Below are 17023 nucleotides of genomic sequence, written 5' to 3'. Positions count from 1 at the left end.
GGGGCTGACCCGAACAAAGGCGGGAGCACCCAGTGGCACGAGGTCGGCGCCGTGCGTTAGGCTGCTGCCAGGTCATGAGCGCCAGCGTCAAGCCCCGGCTTGCTGGCCGGCAACCCTCCAACCGCGGTGGGGTGCCCCGGGAGACGACCAGGTTGAGTAGCCAGCAGCGGCTACGTCGGCAAGCGCGGGTCCGCCTGGACGGGCCCCCCGAGTAGACAGGGAAACCTGATGCGTACTTATGTGGGCTGGCCCAATGTGCGTCGCAGCTGCTGACCGCCCGAGCGCCCGCGTCATCGCGTGATGACCCGGCGGCGCCCCCGCCAGCATCTGACCGACCCACTTCCCAGAAAGCACCCATCGTGAGCTCCGAAATCCCCAAAACCGACTCTGAAGTCGATCCGACCGCACACTGGTCGTTCGAGACCAAGCAGATCCACGCCGGCCAACACCCGGACCCGGCCACCAACGCCCGTGCGCTGCCGATCTACCAGACCACGTCGTACACCTTCGACGACACCACCCACGCTGCGGCACTGTTCGGCCTGGAAGTCCCCGGCAACATCTACACCCGCATCGGGAATCCGACCACCGACGTCGTCGAACAGCGCATCGCCGCCCTGGAGGGCGGGGTGGCCGCGGTGTTCCTGTCCTCGGGCCAGGCCGCCGAAACGTTCGCCATCCTGAATGTTGCCGCCGCGGGCGATCACATCGTCTCCAGCCCGCGGCTCTACGGCGGCACCTACAACCTGTTCCACTACTCGCTGCCCAAGCTGGGTATCGAGGTGAGTTTCGTCGAGAACCCCGACGACCTGGATTCATGGCGGGCCGCGGTGCGCCCCAACACCAAGGCGTTCTTCGCTGAGACGATCTCCAACCCGCAGATCGACATCCTGGACACCCCCGGCGTCTCCGCGGTCGCGCACGAGCACGGTGTGCCGCTGATCGTCGACAACACCATCGCCACGCCTTATCTCATCCAGCCGATCGCCCAGGGCGCCGACATCGTGGTGCACTCGGCCACCAAATACCTCGGCGGACACGGCGCCGCGATCGCCGGGGCGATCGTCGACGGGGGCACCTTCGACTGGACGCAGGGCCGCTTCCCCGGTTTCACCACCCCCGACCCCAGCTACCACGGCGTGGTGTACGCCGAGCTGGGACCGCCGGCGTTCGCGGTCAAGGCCCGGGTGCAGCTGCTGCGCGACTACGGGTCGGCGGCGTCGCCGTTCAACGCGTTCCTGGTCGCCCAGGGCATCGAAACCCTGAGCCTGCGCATCGAGCGTCACGTCGCCAACGCGCAACGCGTCGCCGAGTACCTCGCCGGTCACGACGACGTCCTTTCGGTCAACTACGCCGGGCTACCGACCTCGCCGTGGCACGAGTTGGGAAAGAAGCTGGCACCCAAGGGGACCGGGGCGGTGCTGTCGTTCGAGTTGGCCGGTGGCGCGGAGGCCGGCAAAGCCTTCGTCAACGCGCTCAGGCTGCACAGCCACGTCGCCAACATCGGCGACGTGCGGTCGCTGGTCATTCACCCGGCGTCGACGACGCATGCCCAGCTCAGCGCCGAGGAGCAGCTGGCCACCGGCGTGACGCCCGGCCTGGTGCGGCTGGCCGTGGGTATCGAGGGCATCGACGACATCCTGGCCGACCTCGAACTCGGCTTCGCCGCCGCTCGCGCATTCGGTGAAGTGGGCGACTCGCGCGCCGTGGCGGCGTTCTGAGCGGCCTTGGCGAGGTGACTAAGTGACAATCTCAGATGTGCCGACGCAGACGCTGCCCGCCGAGGGTGAAGTCGGCATCGTCGATGTCGGTTCGCTGAGGCTGGAAAGCGGTGTGGTGCTCGACGATGTCAGCATCGCCGTGCAGCGGTGGGGTGAGTTGTCGCCCACCCGCGACAACGTCGTCGTCGTGTTGCACGCGCTGACCGGAGACTCGCACATCACCGGGCCGGCCGGGCCGGGGCACCCGACTCCCGGATGGTGGGACGGCATCGCCGGTCCCGGTGCGCCGATCGACACCGACCGCTGGTGCGCGGTGGCCACCAACGTGCTCGGCGGCTGCCGCGGCTCGACCGGGCCGAGTTCCCGCTCCACCGACGGAAAGCCCTGGGGCTCAAGGTTTCCAATGATCACCGTGCGTGATCAGGTCGCCGCCGACGTGGCCGCGCTGGAAGCCCTCGGCATCACCGACGTCGCCGCTGTGCTCGGCGGCTCGATGGGCGGCGCCCGGGCACTGGAATGGATGCTCGGCTATCCCGACCGGGTCGGCGCGGGTCTACTGCTGGCGGTGGGTGCACGCGCCACCGCTGACCAGATCGGGACCCAGTGCACCCAGATCGCGGCGATCAGGGCCGACCCGAACTGGCAGGGCGGTGACTACTACGACACCGGACGCAGCCCCCAGGACGGCCTGGACATCGCGCGGCGTTTCGCGCACCTGACCTACCGCGGTGAGGTCGAGCTGGACACCCGCTTCGCCAACGACGCTCAGGGCGAACAGGATCCGTTGGCGGGCGGTCGCTATGCCGTCCAGAGCTACCTGGAGCATCAGGGCGGCAAGCTGGTGTCGCGGTTCGACGCGGGCAGCTACGTGGTGCTCACCGAGTCGCTGTCCAGCCACGACGTCGGCCGCGGCCGTGGCGGCGTGGCCGCCGCGCTGCGTGCCTGCCCGGTTGCGGCGGTGGTCGGCGGCATCACCTCCGACCGGCTCTACCCGCTGCGGCTGCAGGAGGAGCTGGCCGAGCTGCTGCCCGGCTGCGACGGCCTGCAGATCGTCGAGTCGATCTACGGGCACGACGGCTTCCTGGTGGAGACCGACGCCGTCGGCGATCTGGTGCGTCAGACGCTCGGCTTGGCCGAAGGCGCGTGTTCGCGGTGACCCGATCGTCCCAGGCCCGCTCATTGTCGTTCGGCTCTGAAGCGGCCGCGTACGAACGCGGCCGCCCGTCGTATCCGCCGGAGGCGATCGACTGGCTGCTGCCCGCCGGGGCCCGCGATGTGCTCGACCTCGGCGCCGGCACCGGCAAGCTGACCGCCAGGCTGGTGGAACGCGGGCTGGACGTGGTCGCCGTTGACCCGATCGCCGAGATGCTGGAGATGCTGCGCACGTCGCTGCCGGACACGCCCGCACTGCTCGGCACCGCAGAGGAAATTCCGTTGGCGGACAACAGTGTTGACGCGGTGCTCGTGGCGCAGGCGTGGCATTGGTTCAACCCGGAGCGGGCGATTCCCGAGCTGGCCAGGGTGCTGCGGCCCGGCGGGCGACTGGGTTTGGTGTGGAACACCCGCGACGAGCGGCTCGGCTGGGTGCGGGAACTTGGCAGCATCATCGGCCGCGACGGCGACCCGATGCGCGACCACGTGACACTGCCCGAACCTTTCACCGACATCGAGCGCCATCAGGTCGAGTGGACGAATTACCTTACGCCGCAAGCATTGATCGACTTGGTCGCGTCACGCAGCTACTGCATCATGTCGCCTACCGAAGTCCGCTCCAAGACGCTGGACCGGGTCCGCGAGTTGCTGGCAACCCATCCGGCGCTGGCCAACGCCGGCGGTCTCGCGTTGCCCTACATCACGGTGTGCGTGCGCGCGACGCTCGCCTGACTCTCACGCCGCTTCGTCGTCATCTTCGTCTGCTCGCAGCAGCTTCTCGGGGTGGTGGAAGGTGTTGGTGCGGGGTTGCCCGCGGTCGAGGTGCGGCGGTGGAACCCATTCGGTCTCTCCGCGTTGGTTTTTGCGGGTGATCCAACCGTTGTCGGCGAGTTTGTGGTGCGGCCCGCAGGCCAATGTCAACTCGCGAATGTCGGTTCGCTTAGACCTGGCCCACGGGTCGGTGTGGTGGACTTCGGTGAGATAGCCGGGTGCGTCGCAGCCAGGAAAGGAGCAGCCGCGATCGCTGGCGTGCAACATGATTCGTTGCGCAGGAGAGGCCAGGCGTTTGCGGTGATACAGCGCCAGCGGCCGGCCCCTGTCAAAGATGGCGAGATAATTGTGGGCGTTCTGGGCCAGCCGGATCACGTCGGACATCGGAAGCCGTGTCCCGCCGCCGGTGAGCGCCGTGCCGCACCCGGACTCGAGTTCCTGCAGGGTGGTCGTGACGATCACGCTGGCCGACAGACCGTTGTGCTTACCGAGCTTTCCGGAGGCCAGCGCGGATCGAGCCAGGGCCAGCAGCGCGTCGTGATTGCGTTGGCCGGTAGTGCGGGTGTCGTTGTCGATCACGGCCTGCGACGGGGTGCCGCTGACGCACGGCGACTCGTCTGCGGGATTGCACATTCCCGGCCCGGCCAGCTTTGCCAACACCGCATCGAGGGTGGCGCGGGCCTCGGGGGTGAGAAAACCGGTGACCGGGCTCATCCCGTCGACGTCCTGCTTGCCGATGGTGAGGCCACGCCGCCTGGCACGGTCGTGGTCGGTGAAGTCGCCGTCGGGGTTGAGGCAGTCCGTGAGCTTGTCGGCCAGCTTGCTCAGTTCGTCGGGGCGATGGTCGCCGCCCAGGCGGGCCAAGTGCGACTCGGCTCGGTCGCGGGTCTCCACGTCGACGAAATCGGGCAGCCGATGCCAGAAATTACGGATGACCGTGACGTGGCCCGGCCCGATCTGACCGTTGCGCTGCGCTTCGGCGGCAGCCGGCAGCAGGGGCGGTAGGACTTCTCCGGTGATGGCTGTGCGTTCGCCGAGGTCGGCGGCCTCGTGGATGCGGCGCGATGCTTCGCCGCGGGTGATCAGCAGCCGGTTGGCCAGTGCGGAGGGCAGCTTGCCGCCGAGTTCGGCCTCGTCTGCCTGCTCGGCGAGCTGGTTGATCAATGAGTGTTCGACAGCCGGCAGCTGGCGGCGCAGCTTCTCGCAGCGCTGTAACAACGCCAGCCGCTCCGGTGTGGTCAGGGCGTCGAACGACAGGTCCAGGGCGCACTTGAGGTACGACTGAAGCCCGTCGAATACCTCGACGATCTCCTCACGAGTACTCGAACGCATGTTCGAATTATAGCGCGCGCAGCCGACACGACGACCCTCGAAAAGGACGGCTGTGGATAACCGCCCAAAGAATCAGACCGGCATACCGGAGAACATCACCCGGCCGGGGTCGTACTTCTGCCGGACCGCGCTCAGCTGAGACAGGTTCGGGCCGAAGTACCGCGCCGGAGACTGACCCGGCTCGAGGTAATTCACGTATCCCCCAACCGAATACGGCCCTACCGCGCTGTGCGCGGTGCTCAACCAGCCCAAAGCCGCCGATGGGTCGCCTGTCTCCACGTACCACTGCACCAGCGAGGACTGCCGCCGCCACGGAAAAGCCGACGCCCCGGCAGGCACGTCGGCCAACGCGCCGTCGAGTGCGTGCATGATCGCCAGCATGCGGCCCGCGCCGCGCGGGAACGCGTCGACCGCCGCAGCGATACCCTGCGCGGCGGCCGGCGTCAGGGTCGTGAAAACGTCTGAGCCACCGGCGTATCCGAGCGGCGACGGGTTGAGATTGTTGGCCGCTAGATAGTTCGTCAAGTCCAGATAGTTGAACCGGTAATTATCGGTGCCGGTCGGCTGGATGCCGACCGCCGACGTGATGGCCGATGCCACGGCGTTACCCGAACCGACCGGGCAGGTCGCCAGGATGCGGCAGTGCGTACCCATCGCGTCGACGGTCGCCTCGGCCAGCGCCCAGTTGCTCCGGTCGGCGGTGCGCAGCCAGCTCTGCCAACCGAGCAGCACCTGCGCGAACGACTGTGCTGGGAAGTTGAGGTTCACCGCATCGACATCGCCTGTCGGGAAGGTGGCGAACGTCAGCGAGGTCGTCACCCCGAAATTGCCGCCACCGCCGCCCCGCAAAGCCCAGAACAGGTCGGGCTGGCTATTCGGCGACGCCGTGACCGCCTGACCACTCGGCAAAACCACTGTCGCCGAACGCAAGGCGTCGCACATCAAGCCGGCGTGCCGGGAATGCGCACCCAGCCCACCGCCGAGCGCGTGACCCGCGGCACCGACCGACGGGCAGGTGCCCGTCGGGATGCCGCGGCCCGCGGCCGCCAGAACCTGGTGCATCGCATACAAACTCGTCGCCGGGGTGACGGTGACGAGTCCAGAGGCCGCGTCATAGTTGACGTCGCCGGGCAACTGCCGCGTGTCGAGCACCATCGTGCCATTCGCGGTGGAGGCACCCACATAGGAATGTCCGCCGCCGCGCGGAGCAACCTTGAGATTTTTGGCGGCAGCGAACGTCATCGCCTTCTGCACATCGGCCGGCGATGTCACGGTAACCACCGCCGCCGGCGTCATTCTGTTGAAGTTGGTGTTGAAAACCTGTTTGGCCGAACCGAATTGCGGTCCTCCAGGTTGAATAACCTGGCCACCGATGGCATTGGACAGCCCGTCCCAGCCGGAGATCACCGGTTCGCCACCGGCGCGGGCAGAGCCGAAGAATGCACCGGTGGCCAATGCGCCGGCGGCGCCGCGCAGAAACGTCTGCCGCGACATCTCACGCGTCATGCCCTGCATTGTCAGCCCCTACGAGGCATTAACCGCGATGACGCAACACGTGTCGGTGCGCGTCGCCCGAAACGTTTGCGAACTTTTACGTCACCGTGTTCTGCACGTGACGCTGGTAGACCAATCTTCGATGCAGACAGACTTGGGGGAACGAGTATGGGTCACAACTGGATGGCGCGACTGAACAACAAACCGTTGACGGTACGAGCGCTGCTCGGTCTCGGGTGTTTGATCACGGTCGCCACCGCCGTCTCGGCGCCGGGAGAGGCAGACCCGAGCGACGACAACTTCATCGACGCGCTCAGCCACGCCGGCATCGAGTACGGAGAACCCGGAAATGCTATGGCCGTCGGCCAGTCGCTGTGCCCGATGATCGCCCAACCCGGCGGCAGTTTCGCCGCTGCGGCATCCAGTGTGACTCGCCGCGGCATGTCCCCGCGGATGGCTCAGCTGTTCACCACGATCGCGATACAGACGTATTGTCCGACCGAGATCGCAAACATCGCCGGCGGCAACGGAATAACCGGAATTCCGGGGGTCTAGCGCGTTCCCAGTGGATCGATGGTCCAGGCGATGTAGACCATCGCTGCGGCAACCGATGCCATCGTCGCGAAATCAATCCCCTTGCTGCGCACCACTAGAAGCCCGGCGCGGTCGTCGGTGAGCGCCAACCGCAACACCGCGGCGAAGCCGACTCCGATGCCGATCAGCAACGCGCCGCGGCGCCAGAAATTCGCCGCCGCCAGACCGAATGCCACCACGAAGATCAGCACGACCGCGATCATCGGCCACTGCAGGCGGAGTAATCGGCGCACGTTCAACGACTTTCGGCCAATTCGACGACGTTGGTCAACAGGAACGCCCGGGTCAGTGGGCCGACACCACCGGGGTTCGGCGACACATGACCGGCGACCTCCCACACGTCGGGATGCACGTCGCCGGCCAGCTTGCCGTCCACCCGGCTGACGCCGACGTCGACGACGGCAGCACCGGGACGCACCATGTCCGCGGTCAGCATGTGCGGCACACCGACGCCGGCGACGATGATGTCCGCCTGCCGCGTCAGCGCGGGTAGGTCACGAGTTCCGGTGTGGCACAACGTTACTGTCGCATTCTCCGAGCGACGGGTGAGCAACAGGCCCAGCGGACGACCGACCGTCACGCCGCGGCCGATCACCACCACGTGCGCGCCGGCGATCTCGATGTCGAAGCGCCGCAGCAGGTGCACGATGCCGCGCGGTGTGCAGGGCAACGGCGCCGGGTCCATCAGCACCAGCCGGCCCAGGTTCGTCGGGTGCAGGCCGTCTGCGTCTTTGGCCGGGTCGACGCGCTCCAGCGCCGCGTTCTCGTCCAGGTGCTTCGGCAACGGCAACTGGACGATGTAACCCGTGCACTCGGGGTTGGCGTTGAGCTCGTCGATGGTCTCGTTGAGCTTGGCCTGGGTGATGTCGGCGGGCAGGTCGCGGCGCAACGACGTGATGCCGACCTTGGCGCAGTCGGAATGCTTGCCACGGACGTAGGCCTTCGACCCCGGATCGTCGCCGACCAGGATGGTGCCCAGGCCGGGTGTGCGGCCCGCCGCAGTCAGCGCGGCCACCCGCTTGGTCAGGTCGACGAAGATCTCGTCGCGCGTTGATTTGCCGTCCAACGTGATTGCACCCACGTCGTCCAGTTTGTCATGCGCGCGCAGGTGGACGCTGAGCCCGATGACGGCGACCCGCTGCGTTCGGCTCCGCCGCCCTTGCGATCGCCACCGTGCCCGATGACGGCGACCCGCTGCGTTCGGCTCCGCCGCCCTTGCGATCGCCGTTAGGCTCCAGCCATGTCTGAAGTCCCAGACGTGCTGGCACCGGCAAAGCTCGGGCCCATCACGCTGCGCAATCGCATCATCAAGTCGGCGACCTTTGAGGCCCGCACGCCCGACGCGCTGGTCAGCGACGACCTGATCGAGTACCACCGGGCGCCGGCCGCGGGCGGCGTCGGCATGACGACCGTGGCCTACTGCGCGGTGTCACAGGGCGGGCGCACCGAAGGCAACGGCATCTGGATGCGCCCGGAAGCGGTACCGGGTTTTCGTCGGCTCACGGATGCGATCCACGCCGAGGGCGCCGCGGTCAGCGCGCAGATCGGCCACGCCGGCCCGGTCGCCAATGCCCGCTCCAACAAAGCCACCGCGCTGGCCCCGGTGCGGTTCTTCAACCCGATCGGCATGCGGTTCGCCAAGAAGGCCAGCCGTGCCGACATCGATGACGTGATCGCCGCACACGCCAACGCCGCCAAGCTGGCCGTTGACTCCGGATTTGACGCTGTCGAAGTGCATTTGGGGCACAACTACCTGGCGAGCGCATTCCTGAGTCCGCTGATCAACCGTCGCAGCGACGAGTTCGGCGGATCGCTGGAGAACCGGGCCAAGGTGGCTCGCGGAACGGTCCTGGCCGTCAAGCGCGCCGTCGGAGATCAGATCGCGGTGACCGCCAAGCTCAACATGTCCGACGGTGTCCGCGGCGGCATCTCCGTCGACGAGGCGCTCGTGACGGCCAAGTGGTTGCAGGACGACGGCGCGCTGGACGCGATCGAACTCACCGCGGGCAGCTCGCTGGTCAACCCGATGTATCTGTTCCACGGCGATGCCCCGTTGAAAGAATTCGCCGGCGCCTTCAAGCCGCCACTGAGCTGGGGCATGCGGATGACCGGCAAGAAATTCCTCCGCGAATATCCCTACCGCGAGGCCTACTTACTGCGCGAAGCCAAACGCTTCCGCGCCGAGCTGACCATGCCGCTGATTCTGCTGGGTGGGATCACCAACCGGGACACGATGGACTTGGCGATGGCGGAAGGTTTTCAGTTCGTCGCGATGGGCCGGGCGCTGCTGGCCGAACCCGACTTGATCAACCGGATCGCGCGCGACCGCAGCGTGCATTCGGCTTGTACACACTGCAACCGGTGCATGCCGACGATCTACACCCGCACCCGGTGCGTGGTCACCGGCGCACCGGACCTGCCCGTGTCGCTCTGAGCCCACCGCATGGCAGCCGATACAGTCGGTTCAGTGAGCCAGCTAAGGTTGGGGCGATGAGTCAAGCAGCACCGCCCGTGCTGACAGTTCGGTACGACGGATCACAACGTACGTTCGCAGCGGGGCACGACGTCGTCGTCGGACGCGATCTCCGCGCCGACATGCGCATCACGCATCCGCTGATCTCGCGGGCACATCTGCTGCTGCGTTTCGAGCAAGGCCGCTGGGTGGCCATCGACAACGGTTCGCTGAACGGGACCTTCGTCAACGGGCGCCGCGCGCCGGTGGTCGACATCCACGACGGCCAGGCCATCAACATCGGCAATCCCGATGGGCCGCAACTGACCTTCGAGATCGGGCGCGCCCAGGGCAACATCGGACGGCCGCCGCAGACCACCTCGATGCCGATAGCGAACCCGTCGGCACCGCCGCGGCCGGCACACGCACAGCAGCCGCCGTCCCGTCCGCCGGTCGGGTTGCGGCCGCAGGGTCCTCCCCCGCCGGGCCCTCCCATCCCCACGGGACCCCCTCCTCCGCCGGGACCGCCGCGGCCGTACGCGCCACCACCGCAGCCGGGCTTTCAGCCCGCCGCCCAGCGGCCGCCGGGCTATCCGCCGAACGGTCCCCAGCAGCCGCCGCAGCACCGGCCACCACCACCGCCAGCCCCACCGCCACCGCCACCGCCACCGCCACCGGTGCAGAATTACGCGCCGAAGACTGAGTTGGGGCCGGCACCGCGCAGCAAACCGCACGAATCAGGCAACCTCGCCACCAAGATGATCCAGGCGATCCTGCCCGGCTCGTCGACGCCGAACAAGCCTGCCGGGTCGATGACGATCGGACGGGCCAACGACAACGACATCGTGATCCAGGACGTGCTGGCCTCGCGTCATCACGCGTTCCTGGTCGATTCGCCGCTGGGCGCCGAGATCCGCGACGCCCACAGCGTCAACGGCACGTTCGTCAACGGCGTCCGCGTCGGGTCCGCCGTGCTCAACGAGGGCGACGTCATCACGATCGGCAACATCGACCTCGTCTTCAACGACGGCAATCTGATTCGCCGCACCGAAGCCGCCACCCGGACCGGTGGCCTGGAAGTCAACAGCGTGCACTTCCGGATCGACGGCAAGGAGCTGCTGGACGGGATCTCCCTGACGGCGCGGCCGGGGACGCTGACCGCGATCATCGGCGGATCGGGTGCGGGCAAGACCACGCTGTCGCGCCTGATCGCCGGGTACACCCGGCCCAGCGCCGGAACGGTCACCTTCGAAGGCCACGACATTCACGCCGAGTACGCGACGATGCGCAGCCGGATCGGGATGGTGCCGCAGGACGATGTGGTGCACCGTCAGCTCACCGTCAATCAGGCACTGGGTTATGCCGCCGAGCTGCGACTCCCGCCGGACACCAGTAAAGAGGAACGCGCCCAGGTCGTCGCGCAGGTGCTCGAGGAACTCGACCTGACCAAGCATGCCGACACCCGGGTGGACAAGCTCTCCGGCGGCCAGCGCAAGCGTGCCTCGGTCGCGCTGGAACTGCTGACTCAGCCGTCGCTGCTGTTGCTCGACGAGCCGACCTCGGGCCTCGACCCGGCGCTGGACCGCCAGGTGATGTTGATGCTGCGCCAGCTCGCCGACGCCGGCCGTGTGGTGCTCGTCGTCACGCACTCGGTGTCCTACCTCGACGTCTGCGACCAGATCCTGCTGATGGCCCCCGGCGGCAAGATGGCCTTCAACGGGCCGCCCAGCCAGGTCGGCGCGGCGCTGGGCACCACCAACTGGGCCGACATCTTCGCCAACGTGGGCGCCGACCCGGACGAGGCGAACCGCCGCTTCCTGGAACAGGGCGGCCGGGGCAGCCAGTCGCGGGCCACGGCGTCGGAGAGACCCGCGGATCTCGGCGAACCGGTACACACCGACCTGCTGCGCCAGCTGTCCACGATCGCGCGGCGCCAAGTTCGGCTGGTGATCTCCGACCGCGGTTACTCGGTGTTCCTCGCGGTGTTGCCGTTCCTCATCGGGGCGTTGTCGCTGACGGTGAAGGGGCCCAAACCGGGCCTCGGTCCGGCCGATCCGCTGGGCCTGGCCCCCACCCAGCCGCAGTACATCATGGTGCTGCTCAACATCGGCGCCGTGTTCATGGGTACCGCGCTGACCATCCGCGACCTGATCGGCGAGCGGCCCATTTTCCGACGAGAGCAGGCGGTCGGGTTGTCCACGACGGCCTATCTGCTGGCCAAGGTCACCGTCTTCTGCATCTTCGCCACGGTCCAGGCGGCGATCTCGACGATCATCGTCCGGCTCGGCAAGGGTGCGCCGACCGCGCATCCGCCGTTCTTCGACAACTCGACGTTCTCGCTGTTCGTCACCGTCGCCGGAACATGCGTGGCGTCAGCCATTCTCGGGCTGATGCTCTCGGCGGTGGCGCAGTCCAACGAGCAGATCATGCCGCTGCTGGTCGTGTCGATCATGTCGCAGCTGGTGCTGGCCGGCGGGATGATCCCGGTGACCGGCCGAGCCGGACTCAACCAGCTGTCGTGGTTGACGCCCGGGCGTTGGGGTTACGCCGCGGGAGCGTCGTCGATCGACTTCCCGGACCTGGTGAAGGTCAAGCAGATTCCGACCAACGACCCGATCTGGCAGCACTCCAAGCACATCTTCCTGTTCGACATGGGCATGCTGGTGGCGCTCTCGCTGTTCTACGCCGGTTATGTGCGGTGGAATATCCGGCTCAAGCGTTAGCCTGCGTCGAGCCGTAGTCCGTGCGCCGCGGCGTACGCCAGCGCCTGCTCGATGTCGATCCGCGCCCGCGTCAGCGACGCCGTCGTCCACAGCGACGGATCAACGGTCGCGCCGCGCAGATCGGCGTCATCCAGCCGGGCGCCGACGGTGCGGGCGCCGGTCAGGTCGACACCCCGGAGCAGGCACTTGCGCAGATCGGCTTCCACGAGACTGGCTTCCCGGAACCGGCAGCCGCTGAAGTCGATGCCGCGCAGATCGTTTCCGCCGAGCACCGCCAGGGTGAAGTCGACCTCGTCGAGCGTCAGCGGCCGCAGTTGGCATCGCACGAACACCGATCCCAGCATGCTGCACTGACGAAAAGTGCTGTGCCACAGCGTCGTCAGATTGAACTTGCAATTGCGAAACGCGGAGCCCAGGTGTTCGGACTCGCCGAGATTGACCCCGCTGAAATCGCATTCGGTGAAGACGACCCGCTCGGTGCGCAGCCGGCTGAGGTCGTCGTCGCGGAAATCTCGGCCGACGAATTCGCAGTCGGTCCAGTGCACTAGCCGGTGGGCGACAAGCTTGCCAGCGCGTATTCGCTGACCGCGATCAACGCGTCGGTCGCCGAGCGGCGGTCCCTGGCGTCGATGTTGATCACCGGGACATGTTCGGCCAGGGTCAGAGCCTTACGCACCTCGGTGACGGGAAACCTTGGCGTGCCGTCGAATTCGTTCACCGCGATCAGGAATGGCAAGTTGCGGTGTTCGAAGAAGTCGACCGCGGCGAAGCTGTCCTGCAGGCGCCGGCAGTCCACCAGGATGACCGCGCCGATCGCGCCGCGGACCAGGTCGTCCCACATGAACCAGAATCGGCGCTGCCCCGGCGTGCCGAACAGGTACAGGACCAGGTCCTCGTCCAAGGTGATGCGGCCGAAGTCCATCGCGACCGTGGTGGTGCGTTTGTCCGGGGTGGCCTCGACCATGTCGACGCCGGCGGAGGCGTCGGTGACCATGGCCTCGGTCCGCAGCGGCATGATCTCCGAGACCGCGCCGACGAACGTCGTCTTGCCTGCGCCGAATCCTCCGGCGATGACGATTTTGGTCGAGGCGGTGTCGCGCGGCTTCGGATGCGGGTGGGCCCTCGCATCAGAGCGCTCGTAGGCCACGGAGCGTCCTTCCTATCAGTTCGCGGCGTTCGTCGCGGGTCGAGAGTTCGGTCAATGTCCGGTTCACTCGAAGGTAGCCCGAAGTCACCAAATCACCGACTAGCACACGCGTAACACCGAGCGGCAAATCCAGCCGAGCCGAGATTTCGGCCACCGACGGACTCTTGACGCACAGCTGGACGATGCGGCCGCGCACGTCGTTGAGTGGCCATCGGTGGAACATCGCCGACTGCAGCGTCTGCACGGGAGCTTCCAGCGGGAGGTCGACGCTGGGCTTGGTGCGGCCCGCCGTCAGGGTGTACGGGCGTACCAGGCTCGCTTCAGGCGGCTCGTGACTGTCCATGGTGGCTCACGAATGCGAAGACTGGGCGCGTCGGGACGACTGAACGACGTTGCCCACCCGTTCGACGAGCACCGCCATCTCGTAGCCGATCTGGCCGATGTCGCACGAGGTCGAGGCTAGCGTTGCCAGGTGCGACCCGTCGCCGACCTGCATCAACAGCAGGTAGCCGTTCTGCATCTCGACCACCGACTGCAGCACTGGGCCGCCGTCGAACAGCTGCGCGGCCCCGTTCGCCAGACTCGCCAGACCCGACGACACCGCGGCGAGTTGGTCCGCCCGCTCCTGCGGCAGGTGCTCGCTCGCCGCCATCAGCAAGCCGTCCACGGACACCAGCACGGCGTGTGCCACGCCAGGGACCTCGCGGGCGAAATTCGACACCAGCCAGTCCAGTGAATTGTCGGAGCCAGAACTCATGCGTGATCGGTTCCTTGGTCTGTCTCGCGGGCGTGCGATCGTCCAGCGCGAACGCCGCCGAAATGACTGCTCATCGAGGCGCGGATGGCTTCGGGGTCGCGTATGCCGTTCGATGCTAACCCGTTGTCGTCGTCGGCACGGTGGTGCGCAGTTCCGTTCTGATCGCTGGCGGCGCCGCCCGGCACCAGCCGGGCACCCGGCTCACGCACCGGCAGGCCCTGATCGGTGTGCGTCTGCACGGGGACGTTCTCGATGTCGGCGGCAGCGGACCAGCCACGGTCCCAGACTGTCTGCCAATCCAAATCGGGGCTGCGCGCCATGTCGTGCGGGTCGACCAGCCATTCGGAGAGCATCCGCTGATAGATCAGATCGTCGTCGGCGGGCGCAGCCGCGGGAGCGGCGGGTTCGGTGGACCAGACCTCGTCGGTCTCCGGCACTTCGGCCTCCGGCACTTCGGCCTGCGCCACCGGCACCGGCTCTGGCGCGACCGGCTCGGCTTTGCCGCGCTGGCGGCTCAATCGCCGCGAGCCGAAGAACGACGAGGTGTTCGAAACAGGTTGCGCCGCAGGCTGAGTCGGCTGTTCCTCGGGAGCGGGCGGTGCGTCCGCCGGGGTGCCGGTGATGCCGCTGGACCCCGGTCGGCGTCGGGGCAGCAGGCTTATCGACGACTCGGTCTCGTAGGAGCCGTTGCGTTCGTTGGCATCGACCAGCGCACCGGCCGCATCGCGGTCGTCCGCCACGGCGGTCGGCGGGTCGGGCGGGGCAACCGCTGCCGGGACCGCCGGCGCCATCTCGCGCGGTGTGACCGGGACGCCGTCGGCGGAAGCCAACACCGTCGACGGCAGGTAGACCTCGGCGGTCGTGCCCGACCGGGCGTCATCGATCGACGAACCGCGCAGTCGCACCCGGATGCCGTGCCGGTCGGCCAACCGGCCGACCACGAACAGACCCATGTGGCGGGCGCTCTCCGGAGTCACTTCTCCCCCGGCGCGCAGCCGCATGTTGGCGATCCGCCGGTCCCCGTCCGTCATGCCCAGCCCGGCGTCGACGATCTGCAGCAGGACCGCGCCGTCGTTGCGGAATCCGGCCGAGACCCGAACCGGCGACGCCGGCGGCGAGTAGCGCAACGCGTTGTCGATCAACTCGGCGAGCAGGTGGACGATGTCGCCGGAGACCGGGCCCGCGATCTCGCAGTCGGGCACCATCGACGTCTCGACGCGGCGGTAGTCCTCGACTTCGGAGGTCGCCGCGTGGATGACCGACGACAGCGCCACCGGCGATCGCTGGTCGCCGCGCGAACCCTGCGCCCCGGCCAGCACCAACAGGTTGGCGCCGTTGCGGCGCATCCGGGCGGCCAGGTGGTCGAGTCGGAACAGGCTGTCGAGGCGCTCGGGATCTTCTTCGTTGCGTTCGAGCCGGTCGATCAGCGAGAGCTGCTGGTCGACCAGCGTCCGGTTGCGCCGCGACATGGTTTCGAACATGTCGTTGACCAGGAGCCGCAGCCTGGCCTCGTCACCGGCCAATAGCAGTGCCTGGGTGTGCAATTCGTCGACCGCGTGCGCGACCTGACCGACTTCTTCGGTGGTGTACACCGGCAGCGGGTCGGGAGGCGATTCGTCACCGGCACGCACCCGGGTGATCTCACGCTCGAGGTCCTCGTGGGCGACTTTGAGCGCGCCGTCGCGCAATACCCGCAGCGGCCGGATCAGCGAGCGCGACACCAAGAACACGATCAGTAGCGCGGCGGCGATCGCGGTCAGCACCAGGACGATGTCGCGGATCGCGGCATTGCGCCGATCGTGGGCCTGGTTCTCAACGGACTTGGTCACCAGATCGGTGGTGTCCTTGATGAGCTGCGCGGCGATGCCGTCGGTGGTCTGCACGGACTTCAGCAGGATCGGGTTGTTGACCAGCTTGGTGGCCGGATCGGAGTCCGCCGACATCCGGGTCACCATCTGCTGCTGCAGCGTCTTGGCTTCCGGTGAGCCGACGCCGAGCACCTCGGCCATGCCGAACAGCGTCGACGGCTCCGTACCGGCCAGGGTGATCATCGACGTGCGCAGCTCGGGCTCGGGCAGATCAGCGCCGCGGGTGATCAGCAGCTGCTGCATCATCATCTGGCCGCGGGCCCCGATTGCGCGGCTCAGTCCCTGCGCAGCGGCCCGGATGCGCTCGTCGCGGACGCGCACCGACCCGTCGATGGTGTTCTCGGCGGTCAACAGGATCGGGGCGTAGGTGGTGACCCGCAGCCGCAGGGGCATCCCGTTCGTAGCGACGGCGTCCAACAGCGTCTGGCCGTTGTCCAGCAGGACGTTGACACCGGTCTCGACGTCGGAGGCGACGTTGGTCTCGGCCAGCCGGGCCTCGAGTTCGTGTTTGCGCGCGTCGTAATTCTTTTTCGCGCCCTCAACGTCGCCGCCAGCCGAGGTGGCCAGCAGCGCCACATCGAGAGCTGACATGTATTTGGTGATCGCCGGAACCATTTCGGCGCGATCGGCGGCGAGTCGGAGATCGCGCGCGTCGGTCACCGCCCCCGCAATACGAAGTCCACCGAAAACCATCGCCAACACCAACGGCACCGCGGCAATGGCCACCACTTTCCATCGCACCGGCCAATTTCGCAGCGACCACGACGCCGGTCGTTTCTCCGATCCGAACTCGGCGCTGTTGTCGACCGCGACGCCACTTTTGCTCGGCACGACGGCCCGCGCAGCGCGGGCAAACATCGTCACCGGACTACAGCGGTGCTAGTGACCGCCCCGCTGAATCGCAGTGTTAGCGCGAGGTTCATGAGACTTCCTGCTAATTGCGCTCACCCCGAGCGACGGGCAAGCGATATACGCCTGGCAATTCGACGAGTATGCCAGTCACCGGCTATCG

At 67.5% G+C, this 17023-nt stretch carries 14 protein-coding genes, 1 pseudogene and 1 riboswitch; of the genes and pseudogenes, 6 read left to right on the top strand and 9 right to left on the bottom strand.

Annotated features, from left to right (window positions below; genetic code table 11):
• Positions 1-70 precede the first annotated feature (70 nt).
• Positions 71-191, top strand: a riboswitch (SAM riboswitch).
• A gap of 168 nt (positions 192-359) precedes the next feature.
• Genes G6N27_RS21965 through G6N27_RS21955 form a run of 3 tightly spaced genes read left to right on the top strand, consistent with a single transcriptional unit; the run spans position 360 to position 3605 of the window.
• Positions 360-1721 carry a bifunctional o-acetylhomoserine/o-acetylserine sulfhydrylase gene (locus G6N27_RS21965; protein ID WP_163780100.1) on the top strand — a complete coding sequence of 454 codons (1362 nt, stop codon included), beginning with the start codon at positions 360-362 and terminating at the stop codon, positions 1719-1721.
• A gap of 22 nt (positions 1722-1743) precedes the next feature.
• Entirely contained in the window at positions 1744-2877 is a 1134-nt protein-coding gene (gene metX, locus G6N27_RS21960; RefSeq protein ID WP_163780098.1) for a homoserine O-acetyltransferase MetX, read from the top strand.
• A complete protein-coding gene (locus G6N27_RS21955) occupies positions 2874-3605 on the top strand; it encodes a class I SAM-dependent methyltransferase (RefSeq protein WP_163780096.1) in 732 nt (243 codons plus the stop codon). The genes metX and G6N27_RS21955 overlap by 4 nt, the downstream gene beginning before the upstream one ends.
• Before the next feature lie 3 nt (positions 3606-3608).
• On the opposite strand, the gene G6N27_RS21950 is transcribed toward G6N27_RS21955, so the two are convergent.
• Together G6N27_RS21950 and G6N27_RS21945 are read right to left on the bottom strand one after the other, a co-directional pair.
• The gene (locus G6N27_RS21950) at positions 3609-4976 is read right to left on the bottom strand and encodes an HNH endonuclease signature motif containing protein (protein ID WP_163780094.1); all 1368 of its coding nucleotides are present in this window, start codon (positions 4974-4976) and stop codon (positions 3609-3611) included.
• 72 nt (positions 4977-5048) lie between these two features.
• Positions 5049-6482, bottom strand: a complete 1434-nt coding sequence (locus G6N27_RS21945; protein WP_163780092.1) for an FAD-dependent oxidoreductase — start codon at positions 6480-6482, stop codon at positions 5049-5051.
• A 156-nt stretch (positions 6483-6638) separates the two neighbouring features.
• On the opposite strand from G6N27_RS21945, the pseudogene G6N27_RS21940 reads away from it, so the two are divergent.
• Positions 6639-7019 (top strand): annotated as a pseudogene (locus G6N27_RS21940) (DUF732 domain-containing protein); the annotation flags it as partial.
• A 2-nt stretch (positions 7020-7021) separates the two neighbouring features.
• Here G6N27_RS21940 and G6N27_RS21935 read toward each other — a convergent pair.
• Both G6N27_RS21935 and G6N27_RS21930 read right to left on the bottom strand, forming a co-directional pair.
• On the bottom strand, positions 7022-7267 hold the full coding sequence (locus tag G6N27_RS21935; RefSeq protein WP_163782147.1) for a DUF3017 domain-containing protein: 246 nt from the start codon (positions 7265-7267) through the stop codon (positions 7022-7024).
• 32 nt (positions 7268-7299) lie between these two features.
• A complete protein-coding gene (locus G6N27_RS21930; protein ID WP_163780088.1) occupies positions 7300-8145 on the bottom strand; it encodes a bifunctional methylenetetrahydrofolate dehydrogenase/methenyltetrahydrofolate cyclohydrolase in 846 nt (281 codons plus the stop codon).
• Between the two features lie 159 nt (positions 8146-8304).
• Here G6N27_RS21930 and G6N27_RS21925 point away from each other — a divergent pair, with 159 nt between their 5' ends.
• The gene (locus G6N27_RS21925) at positions 8305-9498 is read left to right on the top strand and encodes an NADH:flavin oxidoreductase (protein WP_163780086.1); all 1194 of its coding nucleotides are present in this window, start codon (positions 8305-8307) and stop codon (positions 9496-9498) included.
• A 56-nt stretch (positions 9499-9554) separates the two neighbouring features.
• The gene (locus tag G6N27_RS21920) at positions 9555-12239 is read left to right on the top strand and encodes an FHA domain-containing protein (RefSeq protein WP_163780084.1); all 2685 of its coding nucleotides are present in this window, start codon (positions 9555-9557) and stop codon (positions 12237-12239) included.
• On the opposite strand, the gene G6N27_RS21915 is transcribed toward G6N27_RS21920, so the two are convergent.
• Genes G6N27_RS21915 through G6N27_RS21895 form a run of 5 tightly spaced genes read right to left on the bottom strand, consistent with a single transcriptional unit; the run spans position 12236 to position 16875 of the window.
• Positions 12236-12784 (bottom strand): pentapeptide repeat-containing protein, encoded by a 549-nt coding sequence (locus tag G6N27_RS21915; protein ID WP_372512939.1) that lies wholly within the window; start codon positions 12782-12784, stop codon positions 12236-12238. The two genes, G6N27_RS21920 and G6N27_RS21915, sit on opposite strands and share 4 nt — an antisense overlap.
• Positions 12784-13386, bottom strand: a complete 603-nt coding sequence (locus G6N27_RS21910) for a GTP-binding protein (RefSeq protein WP_163780081.1) — start codon at positions 13384-13386, stop codon at positions 12784-12786. Before G6N27_RS21910 ends, G6N27_RS21915 begins: the two co-directional genes overlap by 1 nt.
• Positions 13367-13729, bottom strand: a complete 363-nt coding sequence (locus G6N27_RS21905; RefSeq protein WP_163780079.1) for a DUF742 domain-containing protein — start codon at positions 13727-13729, stop codon at positions 13367-13369. Before G6N27_RS21905 ends, G6N27_RS21910 begins: the two co-directional genes overlap by 20 nt.
• A gap of 6 nt (positions 13730-13735) precedes the next feature.
• Complete coding sequence (locus G6N27_RS21900) at positions 13736-14143, bottom strand: serine protease inhibitor (protein WP_163780077.1); 408 nt, start codon at positions 14141-14143, stop codon at positions 13736-13738.
• Entirely contained in the window at positions 14140-16875 is a 2736-nt protein-coding gene (locus G6N27_RS21895) for a sensor histidine kinase (protein WP_372512940.1), read from the bottom strand. The genes G6N27_RS21900 and G6N27_RS21895 overlap by 4 nt, the downstream gene beginning before the upstream one ends.
• Positions 16876-17023: the final 148 nt, after the last annotated feature.

The organism is Mycobacterium cookii (assembly GCF_010727945.1).
Classification (GTDB): Bacteria; Actinomycetota; Actinomycetes; order Mycobacteriales; family Mycobacteriaceae; genus Mycobacterium; species Mycobacterium cookii.
This window is presented reverse-complemented; position numbering and strand designations above follow the sequence as displayed.